Here is a 16,868-nt window from a genome sequence, read left to right as displayed (position 1 = left end):
GAAGATCACGTGCAACACTCGGCCGGAAGGTGGACACCTCCAGGTCATGAGGCTGATGCGACCGAGCTGGGAGGGGGCGGCCGCCGTGCGCGACGACGCCCCGTCGGACGCCGATCTGTGGGCACGAGGTGACGAGCACGCGTTCGGCGAGCTCTACGACCGTTACGCCGAGGCGGTGTGGAACCACGCCTACCGGCTCACGGCGTCGTGGTCGACGGCCGAGGACCTGACGTCGGCGACGTTCCTGACGGCCTGGCGCCGCCGCAACGAGATGACACTGGTCCGTGACAGCGCGTTGCCGTGGCTGTTCACCGTGACGGGCAACCTGGCGCGCTCCGAGTTCCGCCGCAAGGCCCGGTTCAGCCGGCTCCTGCTCCGCGTGCCCCGCAACGACGTGCAGCGTGACCACGCGGACGAGGTCGCGTCGTCGCTCGACCACGAGTCACGCCTCAGCCGAGTGCTGGCAGCCGTCGAACGCCTCCCCCGCGCCGAACGCGAGGCCGTCGAACTGGTGCTGCTGGGCGAGCTGCCCGTCGCGGAGGCTGCGGAAGCACTGGGCGTGGCCGAGGTGAGCGTGCGCTCGCGCATCTCCCGCGCCCGCACCCGCCTGCGCAAGGAACTCGCCGACGACACCCTGGGGGTGGAGTGATGACGATCGACCTGCCACCTCGCCGAAAGCTGCCCGCTGAGATCAAGGAACGCATGCGTCCGGACTTCGCCGAGGCCCGCCCGAGCCGCAACCACACCCCGCTCGCCGTGGCCGCGGGCGTCGCACTCCTCGTCGCGGGCGGCGTCACGTTCACGCAGTCGTTCGTCGACCGGGCGGATCCCGGCAACGCCCGCGTGGTCGCGCCGTCCCTCCAGGACCTGAACCGCTGCCGCGCCGCGCTGAAGGACGAGAACTGGCCGTCCACCCAGATGGTCGTGTTCGACGGCCGCAAGGTGCTGCGGGGCAAGGACAACCGCTTCTGCGAGCTGACCAGGTCGCGTGCCCGCGTCGTCCCGCCGAACGCCGCGCCTGTCCAGCTGGAGGCGGGCTCGGTCACGTTCAGCTCCAAGAACATCACCGCGGGTGTTCCGCCCCTCGGCGCGCGCACGGCCCGCGTCCGCGAGGCGAAGAACGGTTACAGCCGTGCCTCCACCGACGCCGTCGTGACCCCGGACTTCTTCGTCACCTATTCGGCGACCCCGCTCAGCATCACCGAAGTCGTGTTCGAAGACCGCACGGTGCCGGTGCCGCCCAGCGCCGAGCTCCCTGGCGCCGAGAGCGCAGACAGCTTCGAAAGCGGTGACGACAGCCCGTCGGCTCCAGTGAACCTGCTGGCCAGGTGCGCCGACAACGCCGCCACCGAAGGCACCAGGTCCGACGAGCTGCAGGGCTGGCAACCGTTGCTGGCCAACGGCTCTGCCGACAAGACAGGCCTTCTGCTCGCCCACCGCGCCAACCGCGAATGGGCCACCTGCTTCTTCTCGCCGGGCCCTGGCAACTCCGGCGCGCTGCACCAGATCTCCACGGCTCCGCCCGACCTGCAGGGCGCGAAGATGGTCGGTGGCTACGCCGGCGATGGTGCCTTCGTCCTGGCCGTCCGGACCAACCGCACTGCCACGACGGTCGAGGTGTCCGCCGATGGTGGACCACCGGTGACCGCGGACGTCGTCGACGGCTTCTTCATGGTCACACTCCCAGGCGACGGTGCGCGCATATCGTTCGACACGGTGCACGTCACGGCCCGCAACGCCGACAAACAGATCGTCTACACGGGCGGCGTTACCTAAGGTCGGAACACATGACCTGGACCGCACCGGAAGCAGCGCTGCCCGACGAGCCGTTCGTCGGGCCGGACCGCCCCATGCTGGAGACGTGGCTCGACCGCCATCGGGCCACGTTCCTGCAGAACTGCGCGGGACTGACCGGCGAGCAGCTCGCCACGCCGTCCACGCCGCCGTCCAACCTCACGCTGCTGGGCCTGATCCGCCACCTCGCCGACGTGGAACGCGTCTGGTTCCGCATCCGGCTGGCAGGCGAGGACATCAAGCCCCGCTACGCACAGCCCCCGAACTGGGACGCCGCCTTCGAGCACATGGACCCGGCTCGCGCCGCGGCCGAGTACGCCGACCTGGTCGCCGAGATGGACGAGGCCCGCGCGGCCGGAGCGACGCGGGACCTCGACGACACCTTCGTGCACGAGCGGTGGGGTGAGATCTCCCTGCGGTGGCTCTACATCCACATGATCGAGGAGTACGCGCAGCACAACGGTCACGCCGACCTGATCCGCGAAGCCATCGACGGCCGCACGAACAAATAGCGCCCACCACACACACGACACCGGCCGGGTTCCCCCAATTTCAATACTAGTGAGGGGGTCTGACAGTCCGCGGCGCGTCGTGAGTGGCGTCAGGGGCGGTTGCCGGGCCAGATCTGGCGTTGCCGTCCCCAAGCCCACCCGGCCGTCAGCGCGAACACGAGCGCGGCCGCGGGTTGCCCGAGTGTCAGCATGAGCGCGCCCAGTAGGCCGGCGGCGATGATCACGGCTGACCAGCCGAGACCGCGGCGATCACGAACATGGGGTTGTTCGGCGTTCTCGAGGGCCTGGGCGAGGCGGGGATCCTCGTCGCGGAGCCGGCGTTCGATCTCGCACAGCGTCTCGCGTTCGTGGTCACTGAGCACGGCACACCTCCTGGACTTCACCGGCCGCGAACGAGGCTGTAGGGCACGGCGTTGAGCAGGGTGACGCGAACCGTGGCACCGCTGGGCACGCGATAGGCGCGCTGCTCGCCGGGGCGTGCGCCGTGCACGGCCGTTCCCAGTGGTGAGTCCGCGGAGTAGACCTCGATCGTGCCGTGCTCGGCTCCGCGCACGCCCAGCAGGAACGTCTCGGTCTCGCCCGTGTCGTCGAAGCGGACGGTGAGCACCATGCCGGGTTCGGCGATGCCGTCGTCGGGAGGGTCCTCGCCCACCACCGCGTTGGTGAGCAGGTCGCTGATCTCGCGGATGCGCAGGTCCCGTGTCCGGTCCGGCACGCGCTGGCCGGGTGCCGGCGCGAGGAGGGCGGTCAGTTCGTTGCGGAGCCGGTGGTGTGCCTGCGGTGTCAGCCAAAGGCGTTGTGCGGTCATGGCGAGGTGCCTCCGGGTGTAAGTGCCGTCAGGGCGGTCTGGGGGAGGTACCGCCCTGACGGCGGGGGCGTCCGTGCTGATCGGGTTCGTCGGCCCGCGACCCGCACGGACAGGGAGAGGGTCAGTGGTGGCGGCGGCGCAGCATCGTCTCGACGTCGTGGGCGTAGCCGGTGGCGACGCGCAGGAGGATGTCGCGCTGGACGCGGAGGAAGTCGTTCTCCGTGCGCAGCCACTCGAGTTCGGTGCGCTCGTCTTCGGTCAGCGGCGTGTGTCCGGCTTCCACGGCGTCACCTCAGCGGGTCGAACTCGCGCAGGGCGGCGGGCTGTTTGCCGGTCGTGATCTGCTCGGCCAGCAGCCGTCCGGTGATCGGCCCGTGCGCCAGACCCCACATGCCGTGCCCGCCGGCGACGTAGACGCCGGGGGTGCGGGTCGCGCCGATGAGCGCGCGCCCGTCCGGCGTGACCGGGCGCGGGCCCACCCAGACGTCGGTGCGGTCGTCCCAGCGCACACCGTCGAGCAGCGGCCGGACCGACGCGATGATCGCGTCGACGCGTGCCTCGTCCAGTGGTGCGTCGGGGTCGCGGAACTCCATGGTGCCCGCGACGCGGAGCCCGCCCTGGTACGGCGTGCACGCCACGCGGACCTCCGGCAGGTACACCGGGCCGTCGACCGGCTCCCGCACGGGCACGGTGAACGAGTACCCGCGCCCGGCCCGCACCGGCGTGCGGACACCGGACCGTGACGCCAGCCGAGGCAGCCAGGCACCGGTGGCCACGACGGCGGCGTCGGCGGAGATCGCGTTGCCGTCAGTGGCCTTCACGACGACGCCGGCGTTGTCCACGGCGATGTCGGCCACCTCGAACGAACGGATGGTGGCTCCTCGGGCGACGACCGAGCGGCCCAGTGTCCGCACGAACTCGCCGGGATCGACGAAGCGCTGCCCCTCGATGCGCACTCCGGCCGTGAGTGCGTTCGACGCCAACGGGATCTGCTTTCGCAAGTCCGATGTGGACAGTTCGGTGTGCTCGACCGGTTGTCCCGCCGCGGCGAGCTTGTGCAGCTCTCGCACCAGGCTCTGGGCCTGTGCGGACGAGGTGAAGGCGGCCGTGATCGGGGCGTCGACGGTGGGTGCCTCCACGCCATTGGCCGTGAGCACGTCGTAGGCCTCGATGCTCTCCTCGTTGAGGGGCAGGTTCGCCCTGACCGCCCTGGTCCACGACGACCACCTGCAGTGGGCGGCGAACCGCGTCAGGAACGACCACAGGCCCAGGTCGGCGGTCAGCGGGATGTGCAGCGGCGCGGCCGGGCTGAGCAGGGACCGCAGGCCGTAGCGCAGCACCGCCGGTTCGTTCAGCGGGATCGCCAGTCCGGGCGCGATCCACCCCGCGTTGCCCCACGAGGCACCGGCCGCGACACCGGCCCGGTCGACCACCGTGACCTCGACGCCGCGTTCCTGCAGGAACCACGCGGTGGACAGCCCCACCACACCCGCCCCGACCACCACTGCGGAGCGTGGACCGCCATCGAGGCGTTCGACGCCGACCATTCCGGCCTCCTGTCATCGCTTGTCCTGATGCCAGGATGCGGCGGCCGCAACACGAACCCGCTGTCCGTTCCGCACAATTGAGGGGTCAGTGGTTGTCGGTTTCCGACACCGTGGCCGCGAGGTCGATCAACATCGCGACCCGCTTGCCCGCGTCGTCCAGGTCGAGACTCGTCACGTCGCTCATCTTCCGCAGCCGGTTGCGCACCGTGTTGCCGTGCACGCCGAGCCGCTCGCCCGCCGCGGCCAGATCACCCTGCGCCTCCAGCCACGCCCGCAACGTCGCCACGAAGCCGGTGCCGTGCTCGGCGTCGTGCCTGCGCAGTTCCGCGACCGGCCCACGCCCGGGCGTCCGGCCGACCCGTGCCGCGGTGCGCAGGCGCTGCAGCAGGATCTCGTCCCACGACTCGTCGTAGGCGGGCGGCGCGGTGCCACCGGTCCGCGTCTCGTGCAGTGCCAGGCACTCGTCCGCCTCCTGCCGGGCGGCGGGCAGGTCCGCGGCCTCGGCGACCGAGCTGATGCCGGCCGACACGACCACGTTCGGGGGCAGGGCCGCCGTCAGCGCCGCCAGCCAGTCCCGCGCCGCGGCCACCCGCTCCCCCGGCAGGATCGTGTAGACGCCCGTACCCGACAACGCGCTGCGTCCCGGCCGCGACCAGCCGAACCCGGTCGTCGCCTGTTCGAACGCCAGCAGCACCGCCGCGTGCCGTTCGTCGCCCACATGCGCGCGAACCGCGACCACCCTCGCCAGGCCCGGCGGCAATCCGAGCCGACTGACCACGGTCGCCGCGTCCGCCGTGCCCTCCAGCAGGCGGAACACCAGCTCGGACTCGACCTGCCGCTCCAGATCGGCACTCGCCCGCAACCGCAGCAGGTGCAACGCCACGGTCCGGGCACCGTCGGTCAGCGCCGTGAGCCTGGCCCGTTCCAACGGGCCGGGGCACGCCACCCAGACCGCGCCCAGCAGTTCCCGGCCCACCCGGACCGCGACGACCGTCCGCCCGGTGAGGCCCCGCGCGGGTTCCCCGGCGACGAACAGCGGCTCGTCCGACGCCAGCAGGTGCGCCCGCACTCCCGCCGCGTCGAAGAACTCCCGGACCCACGCGGGCACCTGCCGGCCCATGATGGTCTCCAGCCGGGCCGCGTCGACCTCCTGCTGCGGGCTCGAATAGGCCAGCACGCGGGACAGCGGGTCCTCGATGGTCACCGCGCCGCCAGTGGCGTCGGCGAGGCTGTCCGCCAGGGCGAACAGGTCGGTGGGACCGCGCCCGGACTCGGTTTCCCGCCCCTCCAGCACCAGCCCGTAGACCACGCCGGCCAGCTGACTCCACGACAGTGCCGGATCGGCCAGCATCACCGCGACGCCCTCGGCCTCCCCCACGGCCACGGCATCCGCCAGGAATTCCTCGTCACCCCGGACGAGCACGACGAGAGCACGCGCCGTCACCGCCCATCGCACAGCGTCGGCCACCGACTCGGCACCGACGGCGAGGAACACGTCGCCGACCTCGGCGCGGTCGTCGGTGACGTCACGAAGCACCACACCGCGCAACTCCGCCGAGCGCGGCACGGGGCAGCAGCACAACCGGACCCCGTAGCCACCCAGCACGTTGACCAGACGGTCCAGCCTCACCATGAACGAACTCCCTGTCCCCGCTGCTGACGCCACCGTAGACGGCGGGCACAACGAGGACAGGGAGCCACAACGACAGGCTCAGCCCACCCACACCACGCGGGCCGCACCTCCACCGCGCCGCTTCGGTTCGGCCACCGCGCGCCAGCGGCCGTCCTTCGCGCGTTCGACACCGGTCGCGGCGCCGATCTCGGCGTTCAGGCTGAACTTGTGGCCGATCGCCTGCAGGCCGGGGACGACCTCCTGGTCGGCGATGAACTCCGCCTCGGCCGGGGTGGTGTTCGTGGCCGAGTTGCGCTGGGAGGCGCGCGGGGCCGCCACGGCGTCGAGCAGGGACATGTCGCGGTCCAGGCGTGCGGTCAGGATCTGCAGGACCGTGGTGATGATCGTCGCGCCGCCCGGTGAACCGACGGCGAGCTTGACCTTGCCGTGGTCCAGCACGATGGTCGGGGCCATCGACGAACGCGGGCGCTTGCCGGGGCCGGGCAGGTTCGGGTGCGGGACGCCGGGGGTCGGCGCGACGAACTCGAAGTCGGTGAGCTCGTTGTTCAGCAGGAAGCCGCGGCCGGGGACGACGATGCCGCTGCCGCCCTCCGACTCGATGGTCAGCGTGTAGGCGACGACGTTGCCCCATCGGTCGGCGACCGTGAGGTGCGTGGTGCGTTCAGCGTCCTCCCGCAGCAGCGAGGGGCCCGCGGTGGCCTCGCACGCCTTGGGGTTGTCCGGGTCGGCGGCCGGCTGCGGCGCGGACAGCACGGTGTCGGACTTGATCAGGCACGCGCGGGTGTCGGCGAACTTCTGCGAGAGCAGGCCGTCGGTAGGAACGCGACTGAAGGCCGGGTCGCCCACCCAGCGCAGGCGGTCGGCGAACGAGAGCCGGCTCGCCTCGAGGAAGCGGTGCAGGTACTGGACGTCGGAGACGTTCGCCAGGTCGGTCGACTCCAGGATGTTCAGGGCCTCGCCGACGGTCGTGCCGCCGGACGACGGGGCCGGCATGCCGTACACGTCGAGGCCGCGGTAGCGCGTGTGCGTCGGCTCGCGGCGTTCGACCTGGTAGCGGGCCAGATCGGAGATCTCCATGGCGCCCTTGCGGACGTTGCGGGTCGAGCCGGGCACCACCGGCGGCTGCTGGACGGCCTTGACCAGTTCGCGGCCGACCTGCCCGCCGTAGAGGGAGGCGAGCTCGGTGCGGGCGAGCTCGCGGTAGGTGTCGGCGAGCTGCGGGTTGCGGAACGTGCTGCCGACCGCGGGCGGCTGACCGCCGGGCAGGTAGAGGTCGCGGGTCGAGGTGAAGTCGGCGAACCGCGCGGCGTTGTTGGCGATCTGCGTGTTGAACGTCTGGTCCACGACGAAACCACGCCGTGCCAACGCTTCCGCGGGCGCCATGGCCTCGCGCAGGTTCAGCGAACCCCACTTGCGCAGCGCCTGCTGCCAGGTCTTGGGCGTACCGGGAACGCCCACCGACAGACCGCTGGTCACCGCCTCGGCGAACGGCAGCGGCGTGCCGTTCTCGACGAAGAGCTGGTCGGTCGCGGCGCGCGGGGCGGTCTCGCGTCCGTCCAGAGTGGACACCCGACCGGTGCGGGCGTCGTAGTAGACGAAGAAGCCGCCTCCGCCGATGCCCGCGGAGAACGGGTCGGTCACGCCGAGCGCGGCGGCGGTGGCGACGGCGGCGTCGACGGCGTTGCCTCCTCTGCGGAGGACGTCGATACCGATCTGGGACGCGTCGGGGTCGACGCTGGAGACGGCACCGCCCCTGCCGACCTGCTCGGGCACGCGTGGAGGTGTTTCCGCCGCGCCTGCCTGAGCAGCAGCAGGGGCGACCAGTACGACGGAGAGCGTCAAGGCGGCGACCGTTCGCAACATGCGCACACTTCATCCTCCCTTAACACCGCATGCAACCCTCCTTGAGGAAGGCATAAGGTGCGGGGGTGATCGATCTTGACCGGTTGCGAACGGATTTCGCGAACACCCCGCTCGACGAGGCTGACCGCGACGACGCGCTTCGCCTGCTGCTGCGCGACCACCGCGAAGGCGACGCGGACCTGCTGCGCCACCTCCTGGCCGCCGAGACGGCGTCCCACCGCGAGGGCTGGGGCCTGAGCGAGACGATGGGTCTCGCCGCGCTGCTGCTCGCCGAGTGCGGGCGCGAGGAGGACGTCTGGACGTTGTGGGAGGCCAAGAACGCCTCCTTCGACACGATGGCGGGCATCGACGGCTTCCTGCTGTTCCCAGCGGGCATCGCGGGCACGACGGCGCACGTGATCGCGAGCGAGGACCACCCCGAGCGCGGCGACCTGATGACGTACATGAGCGAGTACCTGGAGTACGAGAAGCTGACCGACGAGGAGATCCGCGCGCACATCGCCCAGCTGCGCTCGTACTACGAGGGCTGAGCGTCCAGGCCGCTCGACGCGCTACAGCACCTCGAGCGGATCGAGTTTGATCCGCACCAGCTCCTGCTCCTTGCGCGCGGTCCGCACGGCCTGTGCCTCGGCCAGTACAGCGGCCAGCTGCCTGCCCTCGGTGCGCGCGACCCGCACCAGAGCGCGTTCCCTGGTCTCGTCGTCGCCGAGCGGCACGGGCCCGAGGACTTCGCCGGTGGACGGCAGGTGCAGCTCGTCGAGCAGGGCGTTCACCGCGTCCGGGGTGCCGTCGACGGTCGCCATCCGCACCGCGGGCGGAAACCCGAGCTCGGTGCGCGCGGCGAGCTCGGTGGCGGCGTGCCACACCGGATCCCAGCGCACGAGGGCCTGCACCGGGGTGAGCGCGGAGTCCGCGATGACGACCACGCGCCCGTTGCCCGGCCGCACCAGTCCGGCGGCCGTCATCCACCGGCGAAGCGTCTCCTCCGACGCCCGGAGGTCGGCCCGCCCGAGCAACGCCCACCCGTCGAGCAGCAGCACCGCGCCGTACCCGCCCTCGGCGACGGGTTCGGCCCCCGGCGTGGCCACCACCAGCGCCGGCTTCCCTGGCACCTTCGTGAGGACCTCGTCCGCGCCGCTGGTCCGGACCGGGTGCCCTGGGAACGCCCGTCCCAGCTCCTCCGCCGTGCGCCGGGCACCGATGATCTGCCCGCGCAACCGGCGCGAGCCGCACGTCGGACACCGGAAGGCGGCCTCCGTGGCCGCGCACCACCGGCAGTACGCGGGCTTCGGCAGCCTGTCCTCGGTGCCGCCGGGCAACGCCAGCGGTCCCGCACACCTCCGGCACCGCGCCGGTCCGCGGCACTGCCCGCACGCCAGCGCGGGCACGTAGCCGCGGCGCGGAACCTGAATGAGCACAGGCGAATCAGTCAGCGCGAACCGTGCCGCGTCGAACGCGATGGACGGCAACCGCGCGGTGCGGGCGGCCGGGTCTTTGACGTCCTGCCACTCGTTGTCGCCCACCGACACCACGCGCGGCGCCACGGCCCGCAACGTCTCGCGGGACGCGACGATCTCGTGCGCCCAGCCCGTCTCGACCAGCAGCTGCGCCTCGGCGGTGCGCGCGAACCCGCCGATCAGCAGCGCCGCCCCGGACATGTGCGCGCGCTGCACCAGCACATCGCGCACGTTCGGGTACGGCGAACGCTGCTCGACGTGGAGGTCGTCGCCGTCGTCCCACACCACGAGCAACCCGGGGTTCTCCACCGGGGCGAACGCGGTGGCGCGCGTGCCCACCACGACCCGCGCCACGCCTCGCCGGACCGCGAGCCAGCGCTTGTACCGCTCCGACGGCCCCAGGTCGGCCGAGAGGGTCACCACCCCTTCGATGAGCCGGCCGCACGCCTCGGCGACGCGGGCGAGATCGCGGTGGTCCGGCACGACGATGACGACACCCTTGCCGGTGGACGCGACCGCGGCCGCCGCCTCCGCGAGGCGCGCGGGCCAGTCCTCGGACGGGAGCGCCTGCCAGACGGCGTGGGCGGGACGGCCGGTGCGGAGGGCTTCCAGGTATTTGGGGCCGCGTGGGTAGCGGGCCCAGGCGTCCGCGGGGACCGGGGGCAGCGCGGACCGGCCGGGCGCGGAGGGAGAGGCGGGCGACGCGGGCGACTCAGGCGCGGCGGGAGAGACGGACGCCCCGGAAGACTCAGCCGACGCGACAGAACCGGACGACGCGGAAGAGGCAGGCAACGCGGACGACTCAGGCACGGCGGAACAGACGGACGCCCCGGAAGACTCAGCCGACGCGACAGAAGCGGGCGACTCGGGCGACGCGACAAAAGCAGGCGTCACCGGAGAGGCAGGCGACGCGGAAGCCTCGGGGGCGGAGGGAGAGGCGGGCGGCGGGTCTGCGGGCGCTGAGGCCGTCGCGCCCGTGGGCGGCGGGGCGACCGGCTCCGAAGCCCTGGCATCCGGTTGCGGGAGGTCGTCTCCCGTGGCGGGAACGTCCACAGCCGGGGCGGCGGCTTCGGGAAGCGCGCTGACCCAGGCCGGGACCTGGGGCAGCGGGGCCGGGGTGCCCGACGCCGCGGCTTCCGCGCGGGCGTGCCGGGGCGGGATCGCGAGCCTCAGGACGTCGATCATGCCGCCGGCGTACCTGTCGGCGATCGCGCGGGCCAGGGCGGCGATGTCCGGCGAGAGCACCGGTTCGGGTGACACGACCTTTTCGATGAAGGCGAGCTTCTTCTCGTAGTCGGAGGTCTCGGCTCGCTCCAACAGGTAGCCGTCGACGAGTTGGCCCGCGAAGCGGACGCGGACACGGCAGCCTGGGACGGCCGTTGTGTCCAGTTCGGACGGAACCGCGTAGTCGAAGGGGCGGTCCAGGTGGGCCAGCGGCACGTCCACCACGATGCGGGCGACCGGCAACTCGGCCGCGGGGACCCGTTCGCCCCGTCTTGCCCCGGTCTTCGCGCTCATGCTCTTGGTCTATCAGACAGCCCCGACAGTCACGCGCCGTGCCTCGCCGAAGAGGCGTCAGCCCGAGATCGACTCGTGGCCGTTCTCGATGTGACCGCAGAGGCGGCGGCGGAACGCGGGCTCCTCCTCGACCGTCACGGTCAGGTCGTACCAGCCCGAGTTCATCACGGTCAGCCACGGGATCACGTGCCGGTGGCCGGGGCGCACGACGTAGCGGCGGCGGCCCAGCACGAAGGTCAGGCGGGAGGTGCCGGTGTTCTCGAAGGTCAACGTCAAAACACGGCTGTAGCCGCGCACCGACGACGACACGCGCGCACGGTCAGAAGCAGAACCAGCGAACTCACGGCGGAAACCGTTCGGGCCGAGCAGCACCAGGTCGTGATCGCCGGTCACCTCGAGAGAAGCCGAAGCAGCGACGTCGAAGTGCTGCGGCACGGCGAACTGGCCCGAGTACGGGTACAGCGCGAGATGAACCGAGGCAGAACCCGAGTTGGTCATCTCCAGGGAAGAGCCGCGCAACGACGCGTCGGGCTGGTACGGCAGGGCGCGCGCACGTCTGCGGCCTGCCTCCTGTTCGGGCATCTTCTGCGACGACGGCGGCGCGGGACGCCAGCGCGGCGTGGCGGGCGGAACGGCGGCCGGCTCGCCCACCTCTGGCCACGTGCGGCGGCGGTCGAAGTCGAAGGCCGAGGTCAGGTCGCCGGTGACGGTACGGCGCCACGCGGAGATCTCCTCGGAACGGACACCGGTCCACTTCTCCAGGAACTGCGTCATCGACGTGTGGTCGAACACCTGCGAACACACGTACCCGCCGACGGACCACGGCGAGACGACCGTCATCGGCACGCGCGCACCGAGTCCCAACGGCCGGTCGCCCACGTACTCGTCGGCAACCGACAGCGGCGGGCGCGGTGGCGGCACGTGGTCGTAGAAGCCGTCGTTCTCGTCGTAGGTGATGAACAGGACCGTGGACTCCCACACGTCCTGGTTCGAGGCCAACGCGTCCAGCACCTGGTAGGTGATCGAGGCCGAGGCGGCGGGAGAAGACGCGCCGGGATGCTCGGAGTCCACAGAGGACGGAACAAGATAGGAGACCGCGGGAAGACGACCGGCGGCAACGTCAGCGCGGAAAGCCTCACCCAGGCCGCCAGGGCGAACGCGCTGCAATCCGCGCGAGTACAAGGACTTCTCAGCCGCGGTCAGGCCGGACAGGTCGATCGAACCGATCAACGCCGGGTCACCGGTGCCGTACAGCTTGCCGAGAGACTTGAACCCCGCGGGCAGCACCTTGCGCGCGATCTCCTTGAACCGCACGAAGAACTCCAGGTTGTTGTCCTGGAAGTTGTCCCACTCCTGGTACACCCGCCACGACTTCCCGGCCGCCTCAAGGCGTTCGGGATAGGTCTTCCACGAGTACCCGGCGTGCTTGTCCTCGTTGTAGGCCGCGTTCCCGGTCGCACGACCGCCGGCGGGCTCGAAACCGGTGTACCCGGACACCCAGTAGTTGCGGTTCGGCGAGGTCGAAGAGGGCACCGAGCAGTGGTAGGCGTCGCACAACGTGAACGTGTCGGCCAGCTCGTAGTGGAACGGGAGGTCCTGCCGCGTGTAGAACGCCATCGTCGCCGCGGTCTTCGCCGGCACCCAGTTGTCGTTCCACCCGCCGCGCAACGCCGTGTGCCCGCCGTTCCAGCTGTGGTCCAGGTCGCCGATGTACTGGATGTCCCGGCCGGAAGCCGCCTCACGCACCGGGAACGGCAGCACGCCCGACTGCGAGAAAACGCCGCGCAACGCATTCCGGTCCGAGAAGCCGCGCACGCCGCGAAGAGTCCCGTAGTAGTGGTCGAACGCTAAGTTCGTTCTTACTGTCATTATCCGTGAGCAATTCCCGAGAGCGCGAAGAGCGCATCTATCCACCCCGGATCATCGCATATCGTCGATCTGTCGTGACCGACGGCGACGGCCTGTCATTGAGTAGGCAAGCGCAGGTTTGCGCAACTCAGTTTCTCGCCCTTGCTCGGACAATTGGCGCCACTTGTTCGAGCGAGCCGCGATACGCTCAGATTGATCAGATGGGGGTCAATCCGTGAGCACAGCAACGTTGAACCCGTTGTTGAGGAACCGCGCTCGCCCACAGTTGCGCGATATCTCGAAGCTCGTCGGCATTCGCTACCTTCGCGCTTCGAAGGACTCAAGCGGGCGTGAGATCTCGGTTGCTTCGCAGGACGATGAAGGAGAGGAGTTTTTCGACGAAAACGGCATCACCCACCTTCGCACCTACACCGATAACAACCTGAGCGGATCGCATTTCGGCAAGGATCGCCGCGACGACTACGAACGGGCACTGGACGACCTCAAGTCAGGACGCGCACACCTGCTGTGGACTTTCGACAGCAGCCGAGCGCAACGAGATCTTGAGATGTACGTCCAGCTTCGGAAGATCTGCATTCAGACGGGTGCGTACTGGGCATACGGCGGTCGCATCTACGACATGACCGACCCCGTGGACCGCAAGATCACAGCACGCGACGCCGCCGAAGCGGAAGGCGCGGCGGACAACATCTCGATCCATTCGCGTCGCGGTGTCCGCCAGCGGGCGAAGCGCGGGGACTACTTCGGGCATCCCGCCTACGGGTATCGCCCCACGTACTGCCCTGAGACCGGCGAACCGTTGGGGTGGGTGATCGTCGAGGAGGAGTCCGCCACCATCCTGCGGATGGTGGAGTGGGTCAAGGAGCGCAAGAACCTCCGTTGGATCGCGAACACTCTCAACGATGAGGGTGTGCCCTGTCCTCACGAGGGAAGGTGGGACCGGCGCAAGGTCCTCAAGCTCGCCGCCACCTACGAAAACGATCTTGAGTGGCATCGGTTCACGAAGTCACTCACGGAGAAGCAACACAAGTGCGCGCTTGCCGTGGTGATGCGAGTTCACGCGGGTGAGGCTCCAAAGGAGATCGGCCGGGACCTCAACCGGCGTGGCATCTCTTACGTGGTGGCGTCCCGCTGGGACGGGACCAAGGTGCGCAATGTGGTCAAGTCCAAGCCGCGTGCTGGGATGCGGGTGCATCTGGGCAAGGTCGTCAAGCACAAGGTGATGGACCCGACTGCGCCGGAGGGGTTCCGGATGGAGCCGGTTCCGGTCACGTGGAAAGAGATCATCTCGCCGGATGATCACGTGAAGGTTCTCGCGATCCTGGAGGACCCTGCACGCGCGACGCATCGGGAAGGGACCCGAGCGAAGCATTTGTGGACGGGCATCGCGCGGTGCGGCGTGTGTGACGGGCGGTTGGAGTCGCGCAACTCGGCCAAAGGACGCCGCCTCGGGTGCATGGACCGAGGTTGTGTCTCGCGCCGCCAGGACTTGGTGGAAGCGTGGCTGACCGAGCAGGCGATTCAGCTTCTTGAGCGTGAGGACGCGGCTCAGTTGTTCCGCCTCGACCAGCCTGTTGACACGGCGGCTGAAGCACTCGACGAGGCCGAGCGTCTGCGCGCGAAGCTCGACGGTTTCCGGGACGACGTCCTGGCGGACCGGATCACACGTGAGAGTTTCGCGATGTTCGAGGCGGCCCTACTTCCGGAGATCAAGAAAGCGGACGAACGGGCCAAGCGCGCGGCGTTGCCGCCGGTGCTGTCGAAAGTCATCGGTCCCGATGCCCGTGGGGTCTTCCTCGGTTTGGACATCGCGCAACAGCGCGAGATCCTGCGGGCGATCATGCGCCCGAGGATGAACCGGGCGAAGACCCGTCCTCGCAACGGGTTGGAAACCGAGACGATCGACTCAGGTTTCCTGTTCACCAGTGACGCGTCCGACGAGTCGGTGCCTGCGGCATAACAGCTCCAACGCACGAATGACCCCCAGTCCCGTAGTCGGGACTGGGGGTCTCTTCATATCCGGCTAGGCGTTCGGCCCGTGCCCGGCAAGGGCGTCACGAACGTGAGGCCGGAACACGGCGGCGACGAGGTCGAGTTGCGCCGGGGACAGCCTCGGTGTTCCTGCGACCCTGGCACGGGCCGTCGCCAGGTCTTCGGCCGTGAGCACCGTTCGAGGGTCGGGGATGCTGGTCACCAGGTGTCTCCCTCGCGCTCAGAGGGCACGAGAGCCCGTCCGGCGCTATCTCGGGGGTCAGACAAGGGGGTCACCTTGCGCTCGGCGCTCAGGACGAATCCGAGCGTGCCGAGCAGCACGACAACGGCGTTGATCACACCCGTGATCGCACTGCCCTGGTCGGTGCTGAGAAGGCCAGAGCCGACCAGGCCGGAGACCAGGGCGGTGAGTCCACCGACGATGGACGCGATAGTGCGCAACGGGCGCGGGCGAGATTCAGTGGCGGACAAGAGAGTTGTTCTCCTCGGGTAAGGGTTCAGTAGCCGACGTAGCCGCGTCCAGCGCGGACGTTGACAACGCCGGGAACGCGGCTTTCGCTGCCGTATCGGTTTCGGGCGTAACGGATTCCGGCGATGATCGAATCCACCGGGTGGTAGATGTCCGGGTAACCGGGCAACTGCCACGCCGAGAAAGTCGGGCCGATCGCTTGAATCAGGCCCTTGGACGGGGTCCCCGCCCAGTAGTTCGAGTCCCATTCGTTGATGGCGCAGGGGTTTGCGCTGGACTCGTAGGCGATCATCAGGTGCACGGCGGCCCGGTCGGTGATCGGCGCTTCGCCGTGCCAGACCAGTGCGGCGGATGCCTGGTCGATCCACCGGTCGAGCTGGGCGGCGGTGGCGACGCCGCACGCCGGCATCGGATCGCGCGGCGGTGGCGCTGGAACCGGTGGGGCGGGTGGGTCAGGGGGTGCGGCGGTCGTCGTCGTGGCGACGGGAGAGGCCGGCGACGAGGCGGAGGTAAGCCGCGGGGGCTCCGCCTCGGGCGGCGGTCTCGGCTCGACGAACAGGGAAACCGTTGTGCCGCCGAGGAGAACGACGACCAGCAGCAGCGCCGCAGCGCGCCGGGTCACCGGAACAGGATCGCCCAGTCGTCCCACCAGACCTCACCAAACCTGGTGGTGCCGGGGACCTTCGCGCGCTGCCACGCGGCAACGGCGTTCGTGGTCTCGCGCTGGTAGATCCCGTCCGCCCAGCCGGGGTAGGTCGGCGCGTATCCCCACTGCTGCATCCGCTGTTGGATGAGCTTGACGTAGTACGCCTCGTTCGGGATGCCGCCCTGGCTCACAGGTGCGCCGCCGTGAGACTCACGCGGCCCCGCGATGTCGCCGAAGTACTCATCACGGCGCAAGGGGAACGTCGGGTATGTCGGCGGCCGGGGCGGCGGCGGAGCAGTCGCGCCGCCGAGCATCGGGATGTTCCACGGGCGCGGGTCGTCGCACAGCGGCGAGTCCATGACGCTGATGTGGACATGGGAACGGTGCGGGTTGGAACCGTTGTACCTCACCCACTTCCACGGGTTGTACGGCGGTCGGGAGTCGAGGATCAACGCGTTCGCAATCAGATACTTGATCCTGGGATCGCGGCTCGCGGCGAGCTGGTCGGTGAACTTGTCGATGTCCATCCCGTGGGCGGGGTCGTGGGTGATGTCCAGTGCGGTGACGATGCCGCCGTACCACGGGGTGTGGTCGCTTGTGGAGTCGTGGTTCTCGTCGCCGATCGTTCCGTCGGATGCCTTGTTGCGGTTGGGGAACGCGGCGTTGATCTGGTCTCGGAGGGTGAGCAGGGATCGCGCTACACGCCAGGCCATTCGTTCTCTTTCTGTTGGTGGGCATGACAAAGCGCCCGCCACCGGGA

At 70.0% G+C, this 16,868-nt stretch carries 17 protein-coding genes; 5 read left to right on the top strand and 12 right to left on the bottom strand.

All coding sequences use genetic code 11. The features are described from left to right. Positions 1-46: 46 nt before the first annotated feature. Genes UK23_RS15585 through UK23_RS15575 form a run of 3 tightly spaced genes read left to right on the top strand, consistent with a single transcriptional unit; the run spans position 47 to position 2,306 of the window. Positions 47-649, top strand: a complete 603-nt coding sequence (locus UK23_RS15585; RefSeq protein WP_082114680.1) for an RNA polymerase sigma factor — start codon at positions 47-49, stop codon at positions 647-649. Further along, a complete protein-coding gene (locus UK23_RS15580) occupies positions 649-1,776 on the top strand; it encodes a hypothetical protein (protein ID WP_045312226.1) in 1,128 nt (375 codons plus the stop codon). Before UK23_RS15585 ends, UK23_RS15580 begins: the two co-directional genes overlap by 1 nt. 11 nt (positions 1,777-1,787) lie before the next feature. Beyond that, a complete protein-coding gene (locus tag UK23_RS15575) occupies positions 1,788-2,306 on the top strand; it encodes a DinB family protein (RefSeq protein ID WP_045312225.1) in 519 nt (172 codons plus the stop codon). A gap of 89 nt (positions 2,307-2,395) precedes the next feature. Here UK23_RS15575 and UK23_RS15570 read toward each other — a convergent pair whose 3' ends face one another. From UK23_RS15570 to ggt, 6 genes are all read right to left on the bottom strand, one after another. After that, the gene (locus UK23_RS15570; protein WP_045312224.1) at positions 2,396-2,668 is read right to left on the bottom strand and encodes a DUF3040 domain-containing protein; all 273 of its coding nucleotides are present in this window, start codon (positions 2,666-2,668) and stop codon (positions 2,396-2,398) included. Between the two features lie 17 nt (positions 2,669-2,685). Further along, positions 2,686-3,114 carry a GreA/GreB family elongation factor gene (locus UK23_RS15565; protein WP_045312223.1) on the bottom strand — a complete coding sequence of 143 codons (429 nt, stop codon included), beginning with the start codon at positions 3,112-3,114 and terminating at the stop codon, positions 2,686-2,688. Positions 3,115-3,235: 121 nt separating this feature from the next. Beyond that, positions 3,236-3,397: a hypothetical protein gene (locus tag UK23_RS51570; protein WP_156213132.1), complete on the bottom strand. Its 162-nt coding sequence runs from the start codon at positions 3,395-3,397 to the stop codon at positions 3,236-3,238. Positions 3,398-3,401: 4 nt separating this feature from the next. Next, a complete protein-coding gene (locus UK23_RS15560; RefSeq protein ID WP_045312222.1) occupies positions 3,402-4,661 on the bottom strand; it encodes an NAD(P)/FAD-dependent oxidoreductase in 1,260 nt (419 codons plus the stop codon). Positions 4,662-4,746: 85 nt separating this feature from the next. Beyond that, a complete protein-coding gene (locus tag UK23_RS15555; protein WP_045312221.1) occupies positions 4,747-6,294 on the bottom strand; it encodes a PucR family transcriptional regulator in 1,548 nt (515 codons plus the stop codon). Positions 6,295-6,372: 78 nt separating this feature from the next. Next, on the bottom strand, positions 6,373-8,157 hold the full coding sequence (gene ggt, locus UK23_RS15550) for a gamma-glutamyltransferase (protein ID WP_045312220.1): 1,785 nt from the start codon (positions 8,155-8,157) through the stop codon (positions 6,373-6,375). Between the two features lie 65 nt (positions 8,158-8,222). On the opposite strand from ggt, the gene UK23_RS15545 reads away from it, so the two are divergent. Then, positions 8,223-8,687 (top strand): hypothetical protein, encoded by a 465-nt coding sequence (locus UK23_RS15545; RefSeq protein ID WP_045312219.1) that lies wholly within the window; start codon positions 8,223-8,225, stop codon positions 8,685-8,687. Positions 8,688-8,708: 21 nt separating this feature from the next. Here UK23_RS15545 and UK23_RS15540 read toward each other — a convergent pair whose 3' ends face one another. Together UK23_RS15540 and UK23_RS15535 are read right to left on the bottom strand one after the other, a co-directional pair. Then, a complete protein-coding gene (locus UK23_RS15540) occupies positions 8,709-11,132 on the bottom strand; it encodes a primosomal protein N' (protein WP_156213131.1) in 2,424 nt (807 codons plus the stop codon). A 57-nt stretch (positions 11,133-11,189) separates the two neighbouring features. Beyond that, entirely contained in the window at positions 11,190-13,001 is a 1,812-nt protein-coding gene (locus UK23_RS15535) for a phosphocholine-specific phospholipase C (RefSeq protein ID WP_082114678.1), read from the bottom strand. Positions 13,002-13,215: 214 nt separating this feature from the next. Between UK23_RS15535 and UK23_RS15530 the strand changes: the two genes are divergently transcribed. Next, the gene (locus UK23_RS15530) at positions 13,216-14,961 is read left to right on the top strand and encodes a recombinase family protein (protein WP_082114677.1); all 1,746 of its coding nucleotides are present in this window, start codon (positions 13,216-13,218) and stop codon (positions 14,959-14,961) included. A gap of 63 nt (positions 14,962-15,024) precedes the next feature. On the opposite strand, the gene UK23_RS51565 is transcribed toward UK23_RS15530, so the two are convergent. From UK23_RS51565 to UK23_RS51555, 4 genes are read right to left on the bottom strand one after another with little or no spacing between them, the layout of a single operon-like run. After that, complete coding sequence (locus UK23_RS51565; RefSeq protein ID WP_156213130.1) at positions 15,025-15,195, bottom strand: hypothetical protein; 171 nt, start codon at positions 15,193-15,195, stop codon at positions 15,025-15,027. Then, positions 15,192-15,464, bottom strand: a complete 273-nt coding sequence (locus UK23_RS15525; protein ID WP_045312217.1) for a hypothetical protein — start codon at positions 15,462-15,464, stop codon at positions 15,192-15,194. The genes UK23_RS51565 and UK23_RS15525 overlap by 4 nt, the downstream gene beginning before the upstream one ends. Positions 15,465-15,490: 26 nt before the next feature. Further along, the gene (locus UK23_RS51560; RefSeq protein ID WP_156213129.1) at positions 15,491-16,084 is read right to left on the bottom strand and encodes a transglycosylase SLT domain-containing protein; all 594 of its coding nucleotides are present in this window, start codon (positions 16,082-16,084) and stop codon (positions 15,491-15,493) included. Next, complete coding sequence (locus UK23_RS51555) at positions 16,081-16,821, bottom strand: peptidoglycan-binding domain-containing protein (RefSeq protein WP_052684695.1); 741 nt, start codon at positions 16,819-16,821, stop codon at positions 16,081-16,083. The genes UK23_RS51560 and UK23_RS51555 overlap by 4 nt, the downstream gene beginning before the upstream one ends. Between the last annotated feature and the right edge of the window lie 47 nt (positions 16,822-16,868).

The organism is Lentzea aerocolonigenes (genome assembly GCF_000955955.1).
GTDB lineage: Bacteria > Actinomycetota > Actinomycetes > Mycobacteriales > Pseudonocardiaceae > Lentzea > Lentzea aerocolonigenes_A.
Note: the sequence above shows the minus strand (reverse complement) of the source record. Positions and strands in the feature narration are given on the sequence as shown.